This window comes from Streptomyces ziwulingensis, from assembly GCF_039542605.1.
Taxonomy (GTDB): domain Bacteria; phylum Actinomycetota; class Actinomycetes; order Streptomycetales; family Streptomycetaceae; genus Streptomyces; species Streptomyces ziwulingensis.
In genome coordinates this window covers 59,068-74,765 of record NZ_BAABIG010000043.1, presented here as the reverse complement: position 1 = coordinate 74,765, position 15,698 = coordinate 59,068, and the positions used below count along the sequence as shown (strand labels likewise).

Below are 15,698 nucleotides of genomic sequence, written 5' to 3'. Positions count from 1 at the left end.
ACCGTCGAACGCATGACGCACATCGACGCGGGCGCCGAGCTCGATCCCGTGCACCCCGTCCCGCTGCCCGCCTCGGCGGCCGGGCTCACCTCCGGCGAGGTCGCCGAACGGGTGGACCGGGGCGAGGTCAACGACGTGCCGGTGCGCAGCAGCCGGTCCGTGCTCGACATCGTCCGCGCCAACGTCTTCACCCGGTTCAACGCGATCATCGGCGTGCTCTGGGTGATCATGCTGATCGTCGCGCCGATCCAGGACAGCCTGTTCGGCTTCGTGATCCTCGCCAACACCGGCATCGGCATCGTCCAGGAGTGGCGGGCGAAGAAGACCCTCGACTCGCTCGCCCTGATCGGCGAGGTCCGCCCGACCGTACGGCGGGACGGGACGGCCGCCGGGATCAGCACCTCGGAGCTGGTGCTGGACGACGTGATCGAGATCGGGCCCGGTGACAAGGCCGTCGTGGACGGGGTGTGCGTCGAGGCGGACGGCCTGGAGATCGACGAGTCGCTGCTCACCGGCGAGGCCGACCCGGTGGTCAAACGCCCCGGCGACCAGGTCATGTCCGGCAGCTTCGTGGTGGCCGGCGGCGGCGCCTTCCGGGCGACCAAGGTGGGGCGCGAGGCGTACGCCGCCCAGCTCGCCGAGGAGGCGTCCCGCTTCACCCTCGTCCAGTCCGAACTGCGCTCCGGCATCTCCACCATCCTGAAGTACGTCACCTGGATGATGGTGCCGACCGCGATCGGCCTGATCATCAGCCAGCTCGTCGTCAAGGACAACGACCTCAAGGACTCCATCGCCCGGACCGTCGGCGGCATCGTGCCGATGGTCCCGGAGGGCCTGGTGCTGCTCACCTCCGTCGCCTTCGCGATCGGCGTGGTCCGGCTCGGCCGCAGACAGTGCCTGGTGCAGGAGCTGCCCGCGATCGAGGGCCTGGCCCGCGTCGACACCGTCTGCCTGGACAAGACCGGCACGCTGACCGAGGGCGGCATGGACGTCACCGAGCTGCGCGTGCTGAACGGCGGCGGCGGCCCCGAACCCGAGCGGGACGAGTCGTACGTACGGCGGGTGCTGGGCGCTCTCGGTCAGGCCGATCCGCGGCCGAACACCTCCCTGAAGGCGATCATCGACGCCTACCCCGGGGGCGACGGGGACGGCGACGGCGGCGGCTGGCGGCGCACCGCCGCGCTGCCCTTCTCCTCCGCCCGCAAGTACAGCGGCGCCTCCTTCGAGGAGACGGCCGGGGGCGCGGCCCGCACCTGGCTGCTCGGCGCCCCGGACGTGCTGCTGGCCGAGGACGACCCGGCGCTCGCCGAGACCGGCCGCCTCAACGAGCAGGGCCTGCGGGTACTGCTGCTGGCCCGCGCCGCCGGTCCGCTGGACGACGCCGGGGTGGCCGAGGGCGCGCGGCCCATCGCCCTGGTCGTGCTGGAGCAGCGGCTGCGGCCCGACGCCGCCGACACCCTGCGCTACTTCGCCGACCAGGACGTCCGCGCCAAGGTCATCTCCGGGGACAACGCGGTGTCGGTCGGGGCGGTCGCCGGGAAGCTGGGGCTGAGCGGCGACGCGGTCGACGCGCGCCGGCTGCCCGCCGACCGGGAGGCCATGGCCGAGGCGCTCGACGCGGGCACGGTCTTCGGCCGGGTCACCCCGCAGCAGAAGCGGGAGATGGTCGGCGCGCTCCAGTCCCGCGGGCACACGGTGGCGATGACCGGCGACGGCGTCAACGACGTCCTGGCGCTGAAGGACGCGGACATCGGGGTCGCGATGGGGTCCGGGTCGGAGGCGACCCGGGCGGTGGCGCAGATCGTGCTGCTGAACAACAGCTTCGCCACCCTGCCGTCGGTGGTCGCCGAGGGCCGCCGGGTGATCGGCAACATCACCCGGGTCGCCACGCTGTTCCTGGTCAAGACGGTCTACTCGGTGCTGCTCGCCGTCCTGGTGGTGTGCTGGCGGGTGGAGTACCCGTTCCTGCCCCGCCACCTCACCCTGCTCTCCACCCTCACCATCGGCGTGCCCGCCTTCTTCCTCGCCCTCGCGCCCAACCGGGAGCGGGCCCAGCCCCACTTCGTGAAGCGGGTGATGCGGTACGCGATCCCGGGCGGGGCGGTGGCGGCGGTCGCGACCTTCGTGACGTACCTGGCCGCGGGGAACCACTACAGCGGCGCGGGCGCGCTGGACGCGGAGACCAGCGCCGCCACACTGACGCTCTTCCTGATCTCGATGTGGGTACTGGCGATCGTCGCCCGCCCCTACACCTGGTGGCGGATCGCGCTGGTGGCGGCGATGGGACTGGCGTTCCTGGTGGTGCTGGCGGTGCCGTGGCTCCAGGACTTCTTCGCGCTGAAGCTGGTCGGTACGACGATGCCGTGGATCGCGGTCGGCATCGCGGCGGTGGCGGCGGCCGCCCTGGAACTCCTGTGGAGGTGGGTCGGCCGCCGCTTCCCGGTCGGGCCCTGATCCCTACTTCACGTCGACGTGGTCGCCGGCGGCGGTGGCCTTGCCGCCGGTGGGGGAGCCGTTGAAGACGAAGCGGTAGTAGCCGTCGGCGCTCGCCTTGACGGTCGTCTTCAGGGCGCCCGCGGCGGTGGACTTGATGCCCTTGACGTTGGTGTAGGCGGTGGAGTCCGCCGGGCGGTACTGCAGGACCACGGACTGGGTGCCGTAGCCGACGTACTTGTTGGTGTCCCAGTCGGCGCGGGTCAGCTTGCCGGTGACCGTGAGGGTCGCGCCCTTCTTCACCGGCTCCGGCGCGGCGTCGACGGTCACCTTGGAGGTGCGCAGGACCTTGCGGGTGCCGACGTTCTCCAGCATCGTCTCCTCGTCCACGGTGGCCACGGCGACGCCCACGCGCCAGGTGCCGGCATCGATGTTGAGCAGCTCGGCCGGCAGGAAGGTGAAGTCGGCCGAGCACTTCGAGGCGGTCGCGGAGACCTCGGTGCAGGTGGCCACGGCGTCGGACGCGTAGCCCCAGGTCGAGGTGTCGATCGTGGAGCCGTGGTAGATCACCGGCGCGGAGCCGAAGGCGCCCAGGTCGGCGGCGTGGTTCACGGTGTACGTGATCGGCACGTGGTAGCTGCCGGTCGCGCCGACGACGATGTCCTTGCTGTTGTTGACGGTGACACCGGAGACGGTGACGTCGATCGCGGCCGCGCCCTTCGCGGCGGCGCCGCCGCGGGCGGCGGGGGCGTCGGCCCGCACATCGGCCCGGAGGTCGGCGACGGTGTCGCGCACGGTCGAGGCGAAGGACGGCCGGTCGGCGGCCTGCGCGGCCGGCGCGACGAAGGCGGAGAGGGCCAGGGCGCCGGAGACGGCGGAGACGGCGGCCACGGTGGCGCGTATACGCATGTGTTCGTTCCCCCACAGGGTGACAGTGAGTCTGGTGACTCGCCTGATCAGATCCGCGGTGGGGAGAGCTGGTTGTACGCCTCATGAAGGCTTGGCGCACCCGCCACCGGCAGTTCACCTGAGCGGCCCGGAGGTGAACTGCCGGTACTGTGCGACGAGTTACTTCACGTCGACGTAGTCACCCGTGGCGACGGACGCCGCGGTGCTGGTGATGCCCGTGTAGTTGAAGCGGTGGTAACCGTCGGAGGCCGCCTTGACGGTCGTCTTCAGGGCGCCGCCCGAGGTGGTCTTGATGCCCTTGACGTTGGCGTAGGTGGAGCTGCTGGCCTTGCGGAACTGCAGCGCCACGGACTGGCCGCTGGGGATGCCGGCGTACTTGCCGGTCTCCCAGTCGGCACGGGTCAGCTTGCCGGTGACCGTGAGGGTGGCGCCCTTCTTCACCGGCTCCGGGGCGGCGTTGACCGTCAGCTTGGACAGGCGCTGGACCTTGTGGGTCTTGTAGGTGAGGTCGCTGAAGACGTTGCCGTCGTTCGCCAGCACGGCCACGTTCACGTTCCAGTTGCCGGCCAGGGCGTTGTCGTAGAGGGAGCCGATCACCTCGCCGTCGTAGCCGGGCCGGGCCGTGATGGTGAGCTTGCAGGTGGACTTCGTGGTGGTGACGGCCGTGCAGGTGGCGACCTCCTGGTCGGACCGCAGGATGCCGTTGGCGGCTTCCGGGTCGGTGCCGTTCCACAGCTCGATGAAGGCGTCCGCGATGCCGCTCGTGTGAGTGGCGGTCACCGACACGGTGAAGCTCTTGGGCGTGGTGGTGCCGACGGCCACGTTCTTGTTCCCGTTCACCGAGACGCTGGTGACGGTGGGCACGGCGGCGGCGCTGAAGCCCGAACGGCCGGAGGCGGCGCCGAAGACGTCGGCGGCGGTCGACGCCCGCAGGGTGGTGTCGTCCGTCGAGACGGCCTGGGCGGCCGGGACGGCGAGCGCGGAGAGAGCGAGGGCGCCGGTGACGGCGGCCACGATGGGACGGATACGCATGCGTTCCCCATGTGGAGAAAGGGGCCCCGGCGGTCGTCGCCCCCCAACGGCTCGCGTCACGCCGGGACCCAAGTGATCATGGAGCCTGTTGACTCAAGTGATCAGATACCTGCCGGGGACGAATGGTTGTACGGCAGATGAAGAAAACGTGTGTGAGATCCACGTCACCCGCCGGGACGCGGACCCGCGCTCAGTCGAACCAGCGGTCCCGGGCAAGCTCCTCCGTACGGGACGGGTCCTCCAGCAGCGCGGCGACCTCGAAGCGGCGCGGCCACTGGCGAGCCGCCCAGGCGAGTGCGGCGGCGACGCCCTCCAGGGTCGCCGCGTGCGGCACCCCGTCCTCGGTGAGCCGCCAGTCGATCTCCACGCCGTCCACGACGAGTTCCTCGTGCTCGACATAGGTCGCCGGGGTCCGCGCGCCGAGCAGCACCCGCACCGGCTCCGGCACCTCGTGCCCGGTGCCCTCGGAGTCGACCCGGCCCGTGACGGACCGGCTCAGCCGCCGCACCTGGAACAGCTCGGCCAGCCCGGCGGCCCGGGACGGGCGCACCGGCAGCAGCGGCACCCCGGCGGTGAAGGGCAGCAGATCGGGCGAGTCCACGACCACCGCGTCGGCGGCGTCCACGACCCGCACCTCCCCGTCGACGACCGCGCGCAGCTCGTCCGGCAGGGTCACCCGCTCGGGGTCGAGGTCGGCCAGCTCGGTGTAGAGGGCGTGGAGCTGGGCGCCGGTGACGGACCGGCCGGGGTCGGCGAGGCGGTCGAGGAGTTCGGCGGCGCCGCCCGGCTCGTCCAGGAGGGCGGCGACCGTGGTGCGTACGCCGAGCGCCCGCAGCACCTGCTCGTCGTCGAAGCCGGTCGCGTCGGCCTCGTCGTACAGGCCGCGCAGGCGCGGGTCGCCGCCGGCCGCACGCAGCCCGGCCGGGCGGCGGCCGCCGAGCACCGGGTGGCCGCGCAGCCACCACGCCGTGTACGGCCGTACGGTCTCGTGGGTGCCGTCGGGCAGCAGCATCCGCACCGGCTGGACCAGCGCGTCGCGCAGCGGCGGCCGGGAGAGCAGGGCGAGCGCCTCGGGCCACTTGTCGTCGTCCACCAGGTCCAGGTCGCGCACGGCGACGATCTCGGTGGCGACCGGCGGGACCGGCGTGTCGGGGAAGCGGTCGAGGATGTCCTCGCACCACACGTCCACGGCGTCCAGCAGGCCCGCGTCGTCGGGTTCGGCGAAGTCGCCCTCGTGCGGGTCGAGTTCGTCGGGGTCGAGGACCACGTCGGCGGCCCGCACCAGGGCGAAGGTGACGAGGACGCCGCAGGCGGCGAGCGGCTGCGGGCCCCAGCGTTCGGCCAGTTCGCCGTCCACGGCGGCGAGTTCGCCTTCCCGCATCACCTGGGCGAAGGGCCCGCCGGGGTAGACGAGTTCGCAGGCCGGGGAGAGTTCGCCGTCCTCGTCGGGCAGGGCGAGCGCCCCGAGCCAGGGCTCCTCGCCGGTGTCCAGACCGGCGTCCCGGACCAGGCCGAGAACGGTGTCGGCCAGCTCCTCGGCGTCGAGGGAGTCCTCCTCCCAGTTCACCGCCCCCTCGTCGTCCAGGGAGGCGGCCACGGCGGCCCGGACCTGCGGGGTGGTGAGGACCGCGCGGGGGGTGGCCGGGAGGGCGCCGAGCTTCTCCAGCAGCGGGTGCGCGGCGTCCGGGTGGGCGACCTTCAACCCGAGCCGGGCGAGGACCTCCGGGTCCAGGGCGGTGGTGTCCGCGGTGGGCAGCAGGACCTGCCGGGGCCCGATGACCGTACGTCCGTCGGCCAGCGGCACCGGCAGCCCGGAGAGCCGGTCGGGGTCGACACCGGCCAGGCTGTCGTAGAGCCGCCGCCACCAGCCGGGGTCCTTCTCCAGCCCGGCCAGCCGGTCGATCACGTCGGTCAGCGGCAGCCGGGCCACGCCGAGCGTGCGCAACTCCACCCGGCGCTCCAGGCCGGCCGGCAGCAGCGTGGGCAGCACCTCGGCCAGCACCCGTACGGTCTCCGCGCCGGCGCCCTCGACCACCTCGGCCTCGCGGGGCCGCAGCGAGACGGGCTGGTCGAAGGCCGGGGCCGGGCCGAAGTCGGGATCGGGAGCGGGGGCGGGGGCGGCGTCCTCGGGCGGCTCGGCGGCGGGCGGCAGGAAGGCGGTGCGCGGCAGCCGCTCCAGGATCGCCTGGCGCAGGGTGCCGTCCAGTTCGCCCTTGCCCAGCGGGCCGGGCACCAGGCCGATGATCCGGTCGGTGACCGGCTGCCAGTCGGCGAGCAGTCCGGCGTAGGCGTCGGCGGCGCGCCGCACCAGGAAGTCGGTCAGCGGACCGGGGGCGGCGTGCCGGCGGGTGGAGTCCAGCGGGAAGGAGGCGATGAGCAGGGCGGGGACACCGAGGGGCTCGTCGCTCGGGGTGGGGGCGTGTACGACGGGGCTGGTGCGGGGCCGCTCCGGGCCGCCCTCGGCGTCGACCGGGACCGCCCAGGTCACCGACCAGTGGGGGCGCAGCCGCTCCTCGACGGGCCGGTCGGCGAGCAGTTCGGGGGCGAGCCGCCCGTGCGCGGCGGCGGTACGCCAGCGGGTGGTGCCGTCCCGGGAGTCCTCGACGACCGTCTGGCCGTCGCCGTCGCCGTCGGTGCGGCGGCGCAGGGTGCGCACGTCGCCGTCCGCCCGCTCGACCACCACCTCCTCCAGGCCGGGCAGGGCCAGCAGCAGGGCGTCGTCGACCGTCCGCAGCAGCCGTTCGGCGAGATCGGCGGCGGCGGTGTCGCGCAGCGGGAGGATGACGGCCGTGTCGTACGGGTCGGGGGCGGTGCCCTCGGCGGGGAAGGGCAGCCGCAGCAGCGGTACGTGCCCGTCGCGGCGGCGGACCTCGTCACCGAGGCCGGGGCTGTGCCGGGCGGTCCCGGCGGCGAGGTCGCGGGCCTCGGCCAGGGCCCAGCGCACGCCGCCGTGCCGGCCGACGACCGCGGGTTCGTCGGTGACGGCGAGTACGGCGGCGAAACCGACGCCGAACCGGCCCACCGCGCCCTGCTCGGTGTCCCGCTTGGCGGAGGCGCGCAGGGTGGAGAGCGACTCGACGCCGGTCGCGTCCAGCGGGGCGCCGGTGTTCGCGGCGACCAGGACGCCGTCACGCAGGGTGAGCCGGAGCCGTCCGGGAACGCCCGCGCGGGCGGCGGCGTCGGCGGCGTTCTGCGCCAGCTCCACGACCAGCCGGTCCCGGTAGCCGCCGAGAACGAGGTCCTCCTCGGCGTTGGCGTCCTCACGGAACCGGGCCGGGCTCGTCGCCCAGGCGTCCAGCACCCCGCGGCGCAGACGTGCCGTACCGAACGGGTCCGCGCCCTCGGCGGCGGGCCGCACGAACTTGCTCACGGTGACTCTCCTCATCGACGGATGACGAAGGTACCGCGAGGACCCGCTCGACCCGGCCGGCGCTCACCTCGCGGGCCGGGAGGCGCTCACCTCGCGAGGCGGGCGGCGCTCACCTCGCGGGACGGCCGGCGTTCACGCGGGACGAACGGCGTTCACGCGGGGCGGCCGGGGGCCGTCTCGACGCCCCTACGCGTGTCCCAGTTCGGCCGAGGACCCGTCCTCGCCCCCGGGCGGCGGACCGAAGTCCACCCCGGGCCGCAACGGGAACGGATCCACCCGGTTCTCGTCGATCACCGGCGGAGCCGGCTGCGGCGGGCGCGGCATCACCGCGGCCTCGGAGTGCCCTCCGCACCCGTACGCCAGCGACACCACCCGCCCGTCCGCCGGCGAGAACTCGTTCGCACAGACACCGAACGCCTGACCGAGCGAACCGCCGAGCCGTGCCAGGAACCCGCACGAGACGCAGGTCGCCGGTGCCGCCTGGGCCATCGGCGTCTTGGGTCCGAACTCCTCTTCCCAGCGGTCCGCGGCGGTGTGCAGGCCGTAGCGGGAGAGCACCCGGGCCCGGCGCAGGCCCAGCTCGTCGGCGACCGACGCGATCGACCCGCGCGGCGGCGCCACGGCCAGTTCGGCGGGGGGCCCGGCGGTGACCTCGGCGTCCTCGGCCTCCACCAGGTCGGCCATCTCGTGGGAGACGATCGAGTTCGGCGGCGGCTCGTCCTCGCCGGTCCACCCCGGCTCCAGACGCAGGTCCTCCGCGTCGGTGGGGAGCAGATCGCCGGGGCCCATGTCGCCGGGGCGCAGCCGTTCGCTCCACGGCACCCACTCGGGGGCGAGGACGGCGTCGGGGCCGGGCAGCAGTACCGCCTCGTTGACCGTCACCACCTTGGCGCGCGAGGCGCGGGCCACGGTGACGGCCCAGCGCCAGCCGCGGTACCCCAGCTCCTTGCAGGCGAAGAAGTGGGTGACGACGCGGTCACCCTCCGAGACGGTGCCTTCGTGCTCGCCGACCACGCCGGGTGCGGCGGCCTCCTCGGCCGCGGACCGTGCGAGGTCGACGGCCTCGGCGCACAGGCGGTCAGGGGTGCGGCTTCGCGTTGTCGCTGCGCTCACAGGTATCGCTTCTCTCCATACGCCGTCTCTCGAGTGCGCCACTGCCGGCGCGGGGCGGACGGAGCGGACCGGGGGACCGCGTCGACGTCCGCGCCCGACGCGCTCGGGCGCACCTACGTCATCCATTCTGCGGGATGGCCGTACGGCGCGCGGCCGAGAACGTTCGCCACGGCGCGCTACGCACGCTACCTGCTCATGTGCGCTGGGCCTACACCGACGGGAGTTTCCCGGAGAACCGTCCACCGACTCCGCACCCGGCCCGCACCCGACCCGATCAGCTCCATCCGTGCTGTAACGGCGCTATACCCCCGGCTCTCGGGGCACTATGACGGGGTGGCAGCCGCACGGACGGATTTCAAGGGCGGGGGGCCGGGACAGGGTCCCGGGCGTTTCCGCGCGGTCGGCCGCGCGCTGCGGCTGCCGGTGACGGGCACGGCCCGGGGCATCAGAAAGGCGACGCACGCGCACGGCGCGGGCGAGTCGGGCCTGGGCAAACTGATCGAACTGCACGGCGTGAACGGCGCCGGCGACGTCATGATCACCGTGGCGCTCGCCTCCACCGTCTTCTTCTCGGTCCCCACCGACGAGGCGCGCGGCCGGGTCGCGCTCTACCTCGCGATCACCATGGCCCCCTTCACGCTGCTGGCCCCGGTGATCGGCCCGCTCCTCGACCGCATCCCGCACGGGCGCCGGGCGGCGATGGCGACCGCGATGGCCGCGCGGGCGCTGCTCGCGCTGGTCCTCTCCGGTGCGGTGATCACCGGCTCGATCGAGATGTACCCGGCCGCGCTCTGCGTCCTGGTCGCCTCCAAGGCGTACGGCGTGGTGCGCAGTGCCGTGGTGCCCCGGCTGCTGCCACCCCGGTTCTCCCTGGTGAAGGCGAACTCGCGGGTGACCCTCGGCGGGCTGCTCGCCACCGGGGTCGCCGCCCCGATCGGCGCGGGGCTCCAGCAGATCGGGCCGCGCTGGCCGCTCTACGGCGCTTTCGTGATCTTCGTCGCGGGAACGTTCCTGTCCTTCTCGCTGCCGCGCGAGGTCGACTCCGCCAAGGGCGAGGACACCGCGTTGCTCGCCGCCGACGAGGCCCATCTGCACGGGCCGCACCTGAAACCGCCCAAGCGTCCCGGGCTGCGCACGGTCGGTACGGCGGTCACCCACGCGCTGGGCGCCAACGCGGCCATCCGCTGTCTGACCGGCTTCCTGATCTTCTTCCTGGCGTTCCTGCTGCGCGAGCATCCGATGACCGGCCAGAGCGCGGCCGTCTCGCTGGGCGTGGTCGGCGTCTCGGCCGGTGCGGGCAACGCGCTCGGCACGGCGGTCGGGGCCTGGCTGCGGTCGCGCGCGCCGGAGATCATCATCGTGACGGTGGTGGCGGGCGTGCTGGGCGCGGCGGTCGTCGCGGCGGTCTTCTTCGGGGCGGTACTGGTGGCGGCGCTGGCCGCCGTCGCCGGTTTCGCGCAGGCGCTGGCCAAGCTGTCCCTGGACGCGCTGATCCAGCGGGACGTGCCCGAGCTGGTGCGGACCTCGGCGTTCGCCCGCTCCGAGACGCTGCTCCAGGTGTCCTGGGTGCTCGGCGGCGCGGTGGGCATCGCGATGCCGCTCAACGGCACGCTGGGGCTGTCGGTGGGCGCCGCGATCGTCGCCGCCGGCTGGCTGGCCACCGTACGGGGGCTGATCGGTACGGCCCGGCACGGCTCGGGGCGGTCCCGGGTGGCGTGAGGCGCGTGGCGTGAGGCGGGGGGGGCGTGAGGCGCGTGGCGTGAGGCGGGGCGAGTGGCGGGCGGCGGGCGGCATGACGCGGGCGGCGGGCGGCGGGCGGCATGGCGCGTGCCGCGTCACGTGAGATACGGCACGCCGTACCCAGGTGGGGGGCGAGCCTCGGCGGCCCGATAACCTTCGCCCATGACCACGTTGCCCCGCGGCGCAGCCGCTCTCGGACACCGCGCTGTGCGACGCCGCCGTGCCGTCGCCGCCGTCGGCGCCGTATCCGCCGGACTGCTCGTCCTGTCGGCCTGCGACAAGCCGACGCCCCTGTCGACGGTGACCGTCGGCAGTGACTCGATCAGCTCCGAGGCCACCTGCGGCGGCGAGGGCGAGGCCCTGAAGACCGCCGACCTCACCAAGTGCCTCCAGGACAAGGACGCCGAGACGATCACGGTCGACCCGGACGAGACGGTGCGGTTCGGGGTGGACCCCGAGGTCGCCGACAAGCGCTGGACGATCCTGATGAACGGCCAGCCGCTGACCGAGGACAGCGCCAAGACGTACCGCACCGTGCCGGGCAGCGTCTTCTTCAACGCCCAGTACGGCGCCCAGGGCGACTCGACCAAGGTCGCGATCGTCGCGGGCAACGGCAAGGAGGGCGGCCAGACGTTCACCGGCGTCTGGGCGTTCGAGCTGAAGAAGGGCGACTGACCACGTCCCCCCCTCGTGTCCTCGTCGCCACCGCGGTCCCCGCCGAGCGGGACGCGGTGGCCCGAGCCTTCCCCGGCGCGGTCCGCAAGGCGCTGCGCCCCGGGGTGACGCTGCACCGGACGGCGGACGACGGCTGGGACCTGATCGCCGCCGGTGTGGGGCCCGCGCTCGCCGCCGCCTCCACCGCCGCCGCGCTGACCGCCGCCGCCCTCGACCGCGTCCCCTACGACTTGGTCGTCTCGGCCGGCATCGGCGGCGGCTTCGCCCCCGAGGCGCCCGTCGGGTCGCTGGTCGTCGCCGACGCGATCACCGCCGCCGACCTCGGCGCCGAGACCGCCGACGGCTTCCTGCCGGTCACCGAACTCGGCTTCGGCACGGTCACCCACCATCCGCCGGCCGGCCTGGTCGCCGAGGCCGCCGCCGCGACCGGGGCCCGCCCCGGCACCGTACTGACCGGCTCCACCGTGACCGGCACCGCCGCCCGCGCCGGGCTGCTGCGCGCCCGCCACCCCCGGGCCCTGGCCGAGGCGATGGAGGGCTTCGGCGTCGCCGAGGCCGCCGCCGCGCACCAGGTGGCCGTGCTGGAACTGCGGGCCGTCTCCAATCCGGTCGGCCCCCGCGACCGCGCCGCCTGGCGCATCGAGGACGCCCTCGCCGCCCTCACCACCGGTTTCGGGAAGCTCGCCCCCGTCCTTCGGAGTTGGAACCCACATGAGTGACACCCTGCGCATCGCCTACTCCCCCTGCCCGAACGACACCTTCGTCTTCGACGCCCTCGCCCACGGCCGGGTCCCCGGCGCCCCCGCGCTCGACGTGACCTTCGCCGACATCGACCTCACCAACGGCATGGCCGAGCGCGGCGAGCACGACGTGCTGAAGGTGTCGTACGCGGTGCTGCCGTACGTCCTCGACGAGTACGCGCTGCTGCCCTGCGGCGGTGCGCTGGGGCGGGGCTGCGGCCCGCTGGTGCTGACCCGGGAGGCCGGTGCCGACCTGCGCGGCAAGACGGTCGCCGTGCCCAGCGAGAAGTCGACGGCGTACCTGCTCTTCCGGCTCTGGGCGGCGGACACGGTGCCCGGCGGGGTCGGTGAGGTCGTCGTCATGCCGTTCCACGAGATCATGCCGGCGGTGCGGGACGGGAAGGTGGACGCGGGCCTCGTGATCCACGAAGCCCGCTTCACGTACCAGAACTACGGCCTGCACAAGCTCGCCGACATGGGCGAGCACTGGGAGCGCACCACCGGGCTGCCGATCCCGCTCGGCGCGATCATCGCCAGGCGGTCGCTGGGCGCCGAGGCGCTGAACCGGCTCGCCGACGCGATCCGCGCCTCCGTCCGCGCCGCGTGGGACGACCCCGAGGTCTCCCGCCCGTACGTCATGGAGCACGCCCAGGAGATGGACCCGTCCGTCGCCGACCAGCACATCGGTCTGTACGTCAACGAGTTCACCGCCGATCTCGGCGAGGACGGCTACGCCGCCGTCCGGGGCCTGCTGACCCGCGCGGCGGCCGAGGGACTCGTCCCGCCGCTCGCCCCGGACGCGCTCGCCTTCCCCTGACCCGGCCGCTGCCGACAGGGCCGGCCGCTCCCCTACGTCTACAGGTCGAGTACGTCTATACGTCGAGTTGGTCGGCGACCGCGCGGAGCAGACCGGCGATCTTGCTGCCGGAGGTCTTCTCGGGGTAGCGGCCCTTCTCCAGCATCGGGGTGATGTTCTCAAGGAGGGTCGTCAGGTCCTGGACGATGGAGGCGAGTTCGTCGGGCTTCTTGCGCGCGGCCGCGGCGAGCGACGGGGCCGGTTCCAGCAGGGTGAGGGAGAGCGCCTGGTCACCGCGTTGTCCGGCGACCACGCCGAACTCCACGCGCTGGCCCGGCTTCAGCGCCTCGACTCCGGCGGGGAGGACAGAGGAATGGACGAAGACGTCGCCGCCGTCGTCGCGGGAGAGAAAGCCGAAGCCCTTCTCGCTGTTGAACCACTTGACCTTGCCAGTCGGCAAAGCACACGCTCCCTCGTCGGGCCCCGGAGACTCGGGCCGCCGCTCTTGAACTGCCGTTGACCACCTTACTGGGGCTCTCCCCAGGGACACACGGCCTTAATCACGCCTGGAAACGCGACAGATGCCCGGTCCGGTGACCCGTCCGGTGACCTGTCCGGTGGCCCGTCCGGAGAGCGCTCAGCCGGCCGGCACTACCCTGGTCGGGTGCGTGACATCAACCGAACGAACTTGGCCGCGCCCGGTGACCGACTGATCCGGGCCGGTGCGATCGTCTTCTTCCTCGGCACCGTGGCCACACTGGTCACGGTGGCCCCGCTGTTCCTGGGTACGACGCCGTTCCCCACCTACATGTTCGGTCTGAGCATGCTGATGGGGGTCGGTTTCCTGATCGCCGGCGCGGGGGTGTTCCAGTCGATCGCGGCGGGCCGCCGTCAGGCGCGCGGGGCGGTGGAGCCCTCCCGGTAGGCGGTGAGCCACGCCGGGAATCCGGTCAGGTCGGCGAGGACGGTGTCGGCGCCCGCCGCGCGCAGCTCCCCGGCGGTGTACGGGCCGGTGGCCACGGCGAGGGCGTGCGCCCCGGCGGCGCGGGCGCCGCGGATGTCGCCGAAGTGGTCGCCGACGTAGATCTCCGCGCCGTGCTCGCGCAGCGCGACGGCCTTCTGCTCGGCCCACAGGTCACCGACGACCGCGTCCGGCTCGATGCCGAGGTGCTCCAGGTGGAGCTTGGCGTTCGGCTCGTACTTGGCGGTGACGACGATCGCCCGGCCCCCGGCCCGCCGTACGGCGGCGACGGCGTCCCGGGCCCCGGCCAGCGCGGGCGTGGCGGCGATGGCGTACTCCGGGTACAGCGAGCGGTAGAGGCCGGCGGTCTCCACGAGCCGCTCCGCGGGGAACCAGTGGGCCAGCTCCTGCTCCAGCGGCGGCCCCAGCCGGGTGACCGCGAGGTCGGCGTCGACATGGGTGCCCGTCCGCTCGGAGAGCGCCAGGTAGCAGGCGCGGATGCCGGGGCGGGAGTCGATCAGCGTCATGTCGAGATCGAAGCCGACGGTCGGAGCGGGACGGGTCATCAAGGCCATGCCACCCATTGTGCCGGGCCGACGGCCGGCCGTACCGGCCGGCCGGGGCCCACCGTTCGTGGCCGGCCCCGGGGGTCAGCCGCTGAGGCGGCGGGCGCGCCAGAGGAGGTAGAGGGCGGAGGCCACGGCCGCGCCGCGCAGTACCCAGGGCCAGGTCTGGGCGAGGGCGTCGTTCATGTGGCCCTCGGCGATCGGGTCGCCCCAGCGTCCTTCGGTACGGCCCCACAGCCAGACCAGTCCGGCCGCGACCGCCGTGCCCGGCAGCCCCAGCACCGCCCACTTGGCCTGGGCGGGGGTCAGGCGGCGGGAGAGGAAGGCGAGGAGCCAGCCGAGGGCGAGCGGCAGCAGGTTGCCGAGTACGGCGCCCGCGACGAGGAGCAGCGCGGCGAGGAGCAGCAGCGGGTTGGGCCGGCCGCCCTCGGGCCACAGCCGGGGGAGCCGGCGGACGGCGACGACCGGTTCGGCGGCCGCGGCGGCGGGTCTGGCGGGCGCGTCGGCCTTGCCCGTCCGCCCGGCCTTCCTCAGCGTCGCGAGCAGCCCGGCCCGTACGGGGGGCTCGGCGGGCTGCTCGGCCGCCGCCGGTGCGGGCTCCTTCTCCGGGGCCTGCTCCGGGGCCTGCTCCGTCCCGGGTCGCGGCGGAGGTTTGAGGAGTTCGGGGATCTCCACGCCGCCGACGAACCCCGGCACGCTGTCGCCGCCCCCGAACGGGCCGGTGTCCGCCTGCCACCAGTCGGGCCGGGGGCCCGCGGCGCCGGTGCCCTGCTCGTGCGCGGGGGCCAGGTGCGGTCCGGTGGGCGGGGCGGGCGGGGCGGCCTCGGGTGCGGCGGGCGGCGGGCCGGCCGGGCGGGGGCGCGGCACGACCCGGCGCAGCCCCTTGCGCCGCTCCGTGTCGCGCCCGTTGTCGCGCTCCTCGTCACGCCCCTTGTCCCGCCCCTTGCCGGGGGCCGTGCTGTCCGGCCGCACCGGCACGGTGGCCGCCGCTTCCCAGGGCGCCGGGGCCGGGGTGCCGCCGACGGCGCCGACCACCTCGTCGGGGCTGCCGATCCGGTCCAGGATGCGGCGGACGGCGGCGGGCGAGTCGACGACGGTCTTGGACCGGCGCCGGTCGATCTCGTTCCGCAACTGCGCGACCAGGCGCATGCGGTCGCCGGACGGCAACTGGCGCTGGTGCGCCACGTCGCCGACGCGGCTCAGATACTCGTAGACGACCTGGTCGCTCTCGATGCCCACGAACCCCTCCGGGGCGGTGTGTTGGTGATACCCCGTCGCTTGACGGTACCGCCTGCCGCCGCCCGCGAAGGCCCCGCGCCGCCGGTCGGGTCATGATCGGCACACCCCGCGCGCCGATCCGCCC

13 protein-coding genes are annotated in these 15,698 nt (G+C 74.1%); 6 read left to right on the top strand and 7 right to left on the bottom strand.

All coding sequences use genetic code 11. From position 1 onward, the window contains the following. Nucleotides 1–12: 12 nt before the first annotated feature. A complete protein-coding gene (locus tag ABEB00_RS21555; protein WP_345621607.1) occupies nt 13–2,454 on the top strand; it encodes an HAD-IC family P-type ATPase in 2,442 nt (813 codons plus the stop codon). Nucleotides 2,455–2,457: 3 nt separating this feature from the next. Here ABEB00_RS21555 and ABEB00_RS21550 read toward each other — a convergent pair whose 3' ends face one another. From ABEB00_RS21550 to ABEB00_RS21535, 4 genes are all read right to left on the bottom strand, one after another. Continuing rightward, the gene (locus tag ABEB00_RS21550; RefSeq protein WP_345621606.1) at nt 2,458–3,342 is read right to left on the bottom strand and encodes a hypothetical protein; all 885 of its coding nucleotides are present in this window, start codon (nt 3,340–3,342) and stop codon (nt 2,458–2,460) included. 159 nt (nt 3,343–3,501) lie between these two features. Further along, nucleotides 3,502–4,374 (bottom strand): calcium-binding protein, encoded by an 873-nt coding sequence (locus ABEB00_RS21545; protein ID WP_345621605.1) that lies wholly within the window; start codon nt 4,372–4,374, stop codon nt 3,502–3,504. Between the two features lie 190 nt (nt 4,375–4,564). Further along, nucleotides 4,565–7,744 (bottom strand): sacsin N-terminal ATP-binding-like domain-containing protein, encoded by a 3,180-nt coding sequence (locus ABEB00_RS21540; RefSeq protein ID WP_345621604.1) that lies wholly within the window; start codon nt 7,742–7,744, stop codon nt 4,565–4,567. Between the two features lie 186 nt (nt 7,745–7,930). Beyond that, nucleotides 7,931–8,857, bottom strand: coding sequence for a DUF3027 domain-containing protein (locus ABEB00_RS21535; protein WP_345621603.1), 927 nt, complete (start codon nt 8,855–8,857; stop codon nt 7,931–7,933). Between the two features lie 333 nt (nt 8,858–9,190). Here ABEB00_RS21535 and ABEB00_RS21530 point away from each other — a divergent pair, with 333 nt between their 5' ends. From ABEB00_RS21530 to ABEB00_RS21515, 4 genes are all read left to right on the top strand, one after another. Beyond that, nucleotides 9,191–10,576, top strand: a complete 1,386-nt coding sequence (locus ABEB00_RS21530) for an MFS transporter (RefSeq protein ID WP_345621602.1) — start codon at nt 9,191–9,193, stop codon at nt 10,574–10,576. Nucleotides 10,577–10,759: 183 nt separating this feature from the next. Beyond that, nucleotides 10,760–11,272, top strand: a complete 513-nt coding sequence (locus ABEB00_RS21525; RefSeq protein WP_345621601.1) for a DUF2771 domain-containing protein — start codon at nt 10,760–10,762, stop codon at nt 11,270–11,272. Then, nucleotides 11,269–11,991, top strand: coding sequence for a futalosine hydrolase (locus tag ABEB00_RS21520; RefSeq protein ID WP_425586545.1), 723 nt, complete (start codon nt 11,269–11,271; stop codon nt 11,989–11,991). The genes ABEB00_RS21525 and ABEB00_RS21520 overlap by 4 nt, the downstream gene beginning before the upstream one ends. Continuing rightward, nucleotides 11,984–12,829: a 1,4-dihydroxy-6-naphtoate synthase gene (locus ABEB00_RS21515; RefSeq protein WP_345621600.1), complete on the top strand. Its 846-nt coding sequence runs from the start codon at nt 11,984–11,986 to the stop codon at nt 12,827–12,829. Before ABEB00_RS21520 ends, ABEB00_RS21515 begins: the two co-directional genes overlap by 8 nt. 55 nt (nt 12,830–12,884) lie before the next feature. On the opposite strand, the gene ABEB00_RS21510 is transcribed toward ABEB00_RS21515, so the two are convergent. Further along, the gene (locus tag ABEB00_RS21510) at nt 12,885–13,268 is read right to left on the bottom strand and encodes a cold-shock protein (protein WP_345621599.1); all 384 of its coding nucleotides are present in this window, start codon (nt 13,266–13,268) and stop codon (nt 12,885–12,887) included. A gap of 204 nt (nt 13,269–13,472) precedes the next feature. Here ABEB00_RS21510 and ABEB00_RS21505 point away from each other — a divergent pair, with 204 nt between their 5' ends. Then, nucleotides 13,473–13,733, top strand: a complete 261-nt coding sequence (locus tag ABEB00_RS21505) for a hypothetical protein (protein ID WP_345621597.1) — start codon at nt 13,473–13,475, stop codon at nt 13,731–13,733. Here the strand turns inward: ABEB00_RS21505 and ABEB00_RS21500 are convergent. Together ABEB00_RS21500 and ABEB00_RS21495 are read right to left on the bottom strand one after the other, a co-directional pair. Further along, nucleotides 13,700–14,344, bottom strand: a complete 645-nt coding sequence (locus ABEB00_RS21500; RefSeq protein WP_345621595.1) for an HAD family hydrolase — start codon at nt 14,342–14,344, stop codon at nt 13,700–13,702. The two genes, ABEB00_RS21505 and ABEB00_RS21500, sit on opposite strands and share 34 nt — an antisense overlap. A 75-nt stretch (nt 14,345–14,419) precedes the next feature. Continuing rightward, the gene (locus tag ABEB00_RS21495; protein ID WP_345621594.1) at nt 14,420–15,574 is read right to left on the bottom strand and encodes a hypothetical protein; all 1,155 of its coding nucleotides are present in this window, start codon (nt 15,572–15,574) and stop codon (nt 14,420–14,422) included. Between the last annotated feature and the right edge of the window lie 124 nt (nt 15,575–15,698).

Excerpts from the sequence above, each read along its gene's own strand:
- ABEB00_RS21525 (WP_345621601.1), top strand. The coding sequence starts at position 10,760 with ATGACCACGTTGCCCCGCGGCGCAGCCGCTCTCGGACACCGCGCTGTG.
- ABEB00_RS21545 (WP_345621605.1), bottom strand. The coding sequence starts at position 4,374 with ATGCGTATCCGTCCCATCGTGGCCGCCGTCACCGGCGCCCTCGCTCTC.
- ABEB00_RS21515 (WP_345621600.1), top strand. The coding sequence starts at position 11,984 with ATGAGTGACACCCTGCGCATCGCCTACTCCCCCTGCCCGAACGACACC.
- ABEB00_RS21500 (WP_345621595.1), bottom strand. The coding sequence starts at position 14,344 with ATGGCCTTGATGACCCGTCCCGCTCCGACCGTCGGCTTCGATCTCGAC.
- ABEB00_RS21555 (WP_345621607.1), top strand. The coding sequence starts at position 13 with ATGACGCACATCGACGCGGGCGCCGAGCTCGATCCCGTGCACCCCGTC.
- ABEB00_RS21550 (WP_345621606.1), bottom strand. The coding sequence starts at position 3,342 with ATGCGTATACGCGCCACCGTGGCCGCCGTCTCCGCCGTCTCCGGCGCC.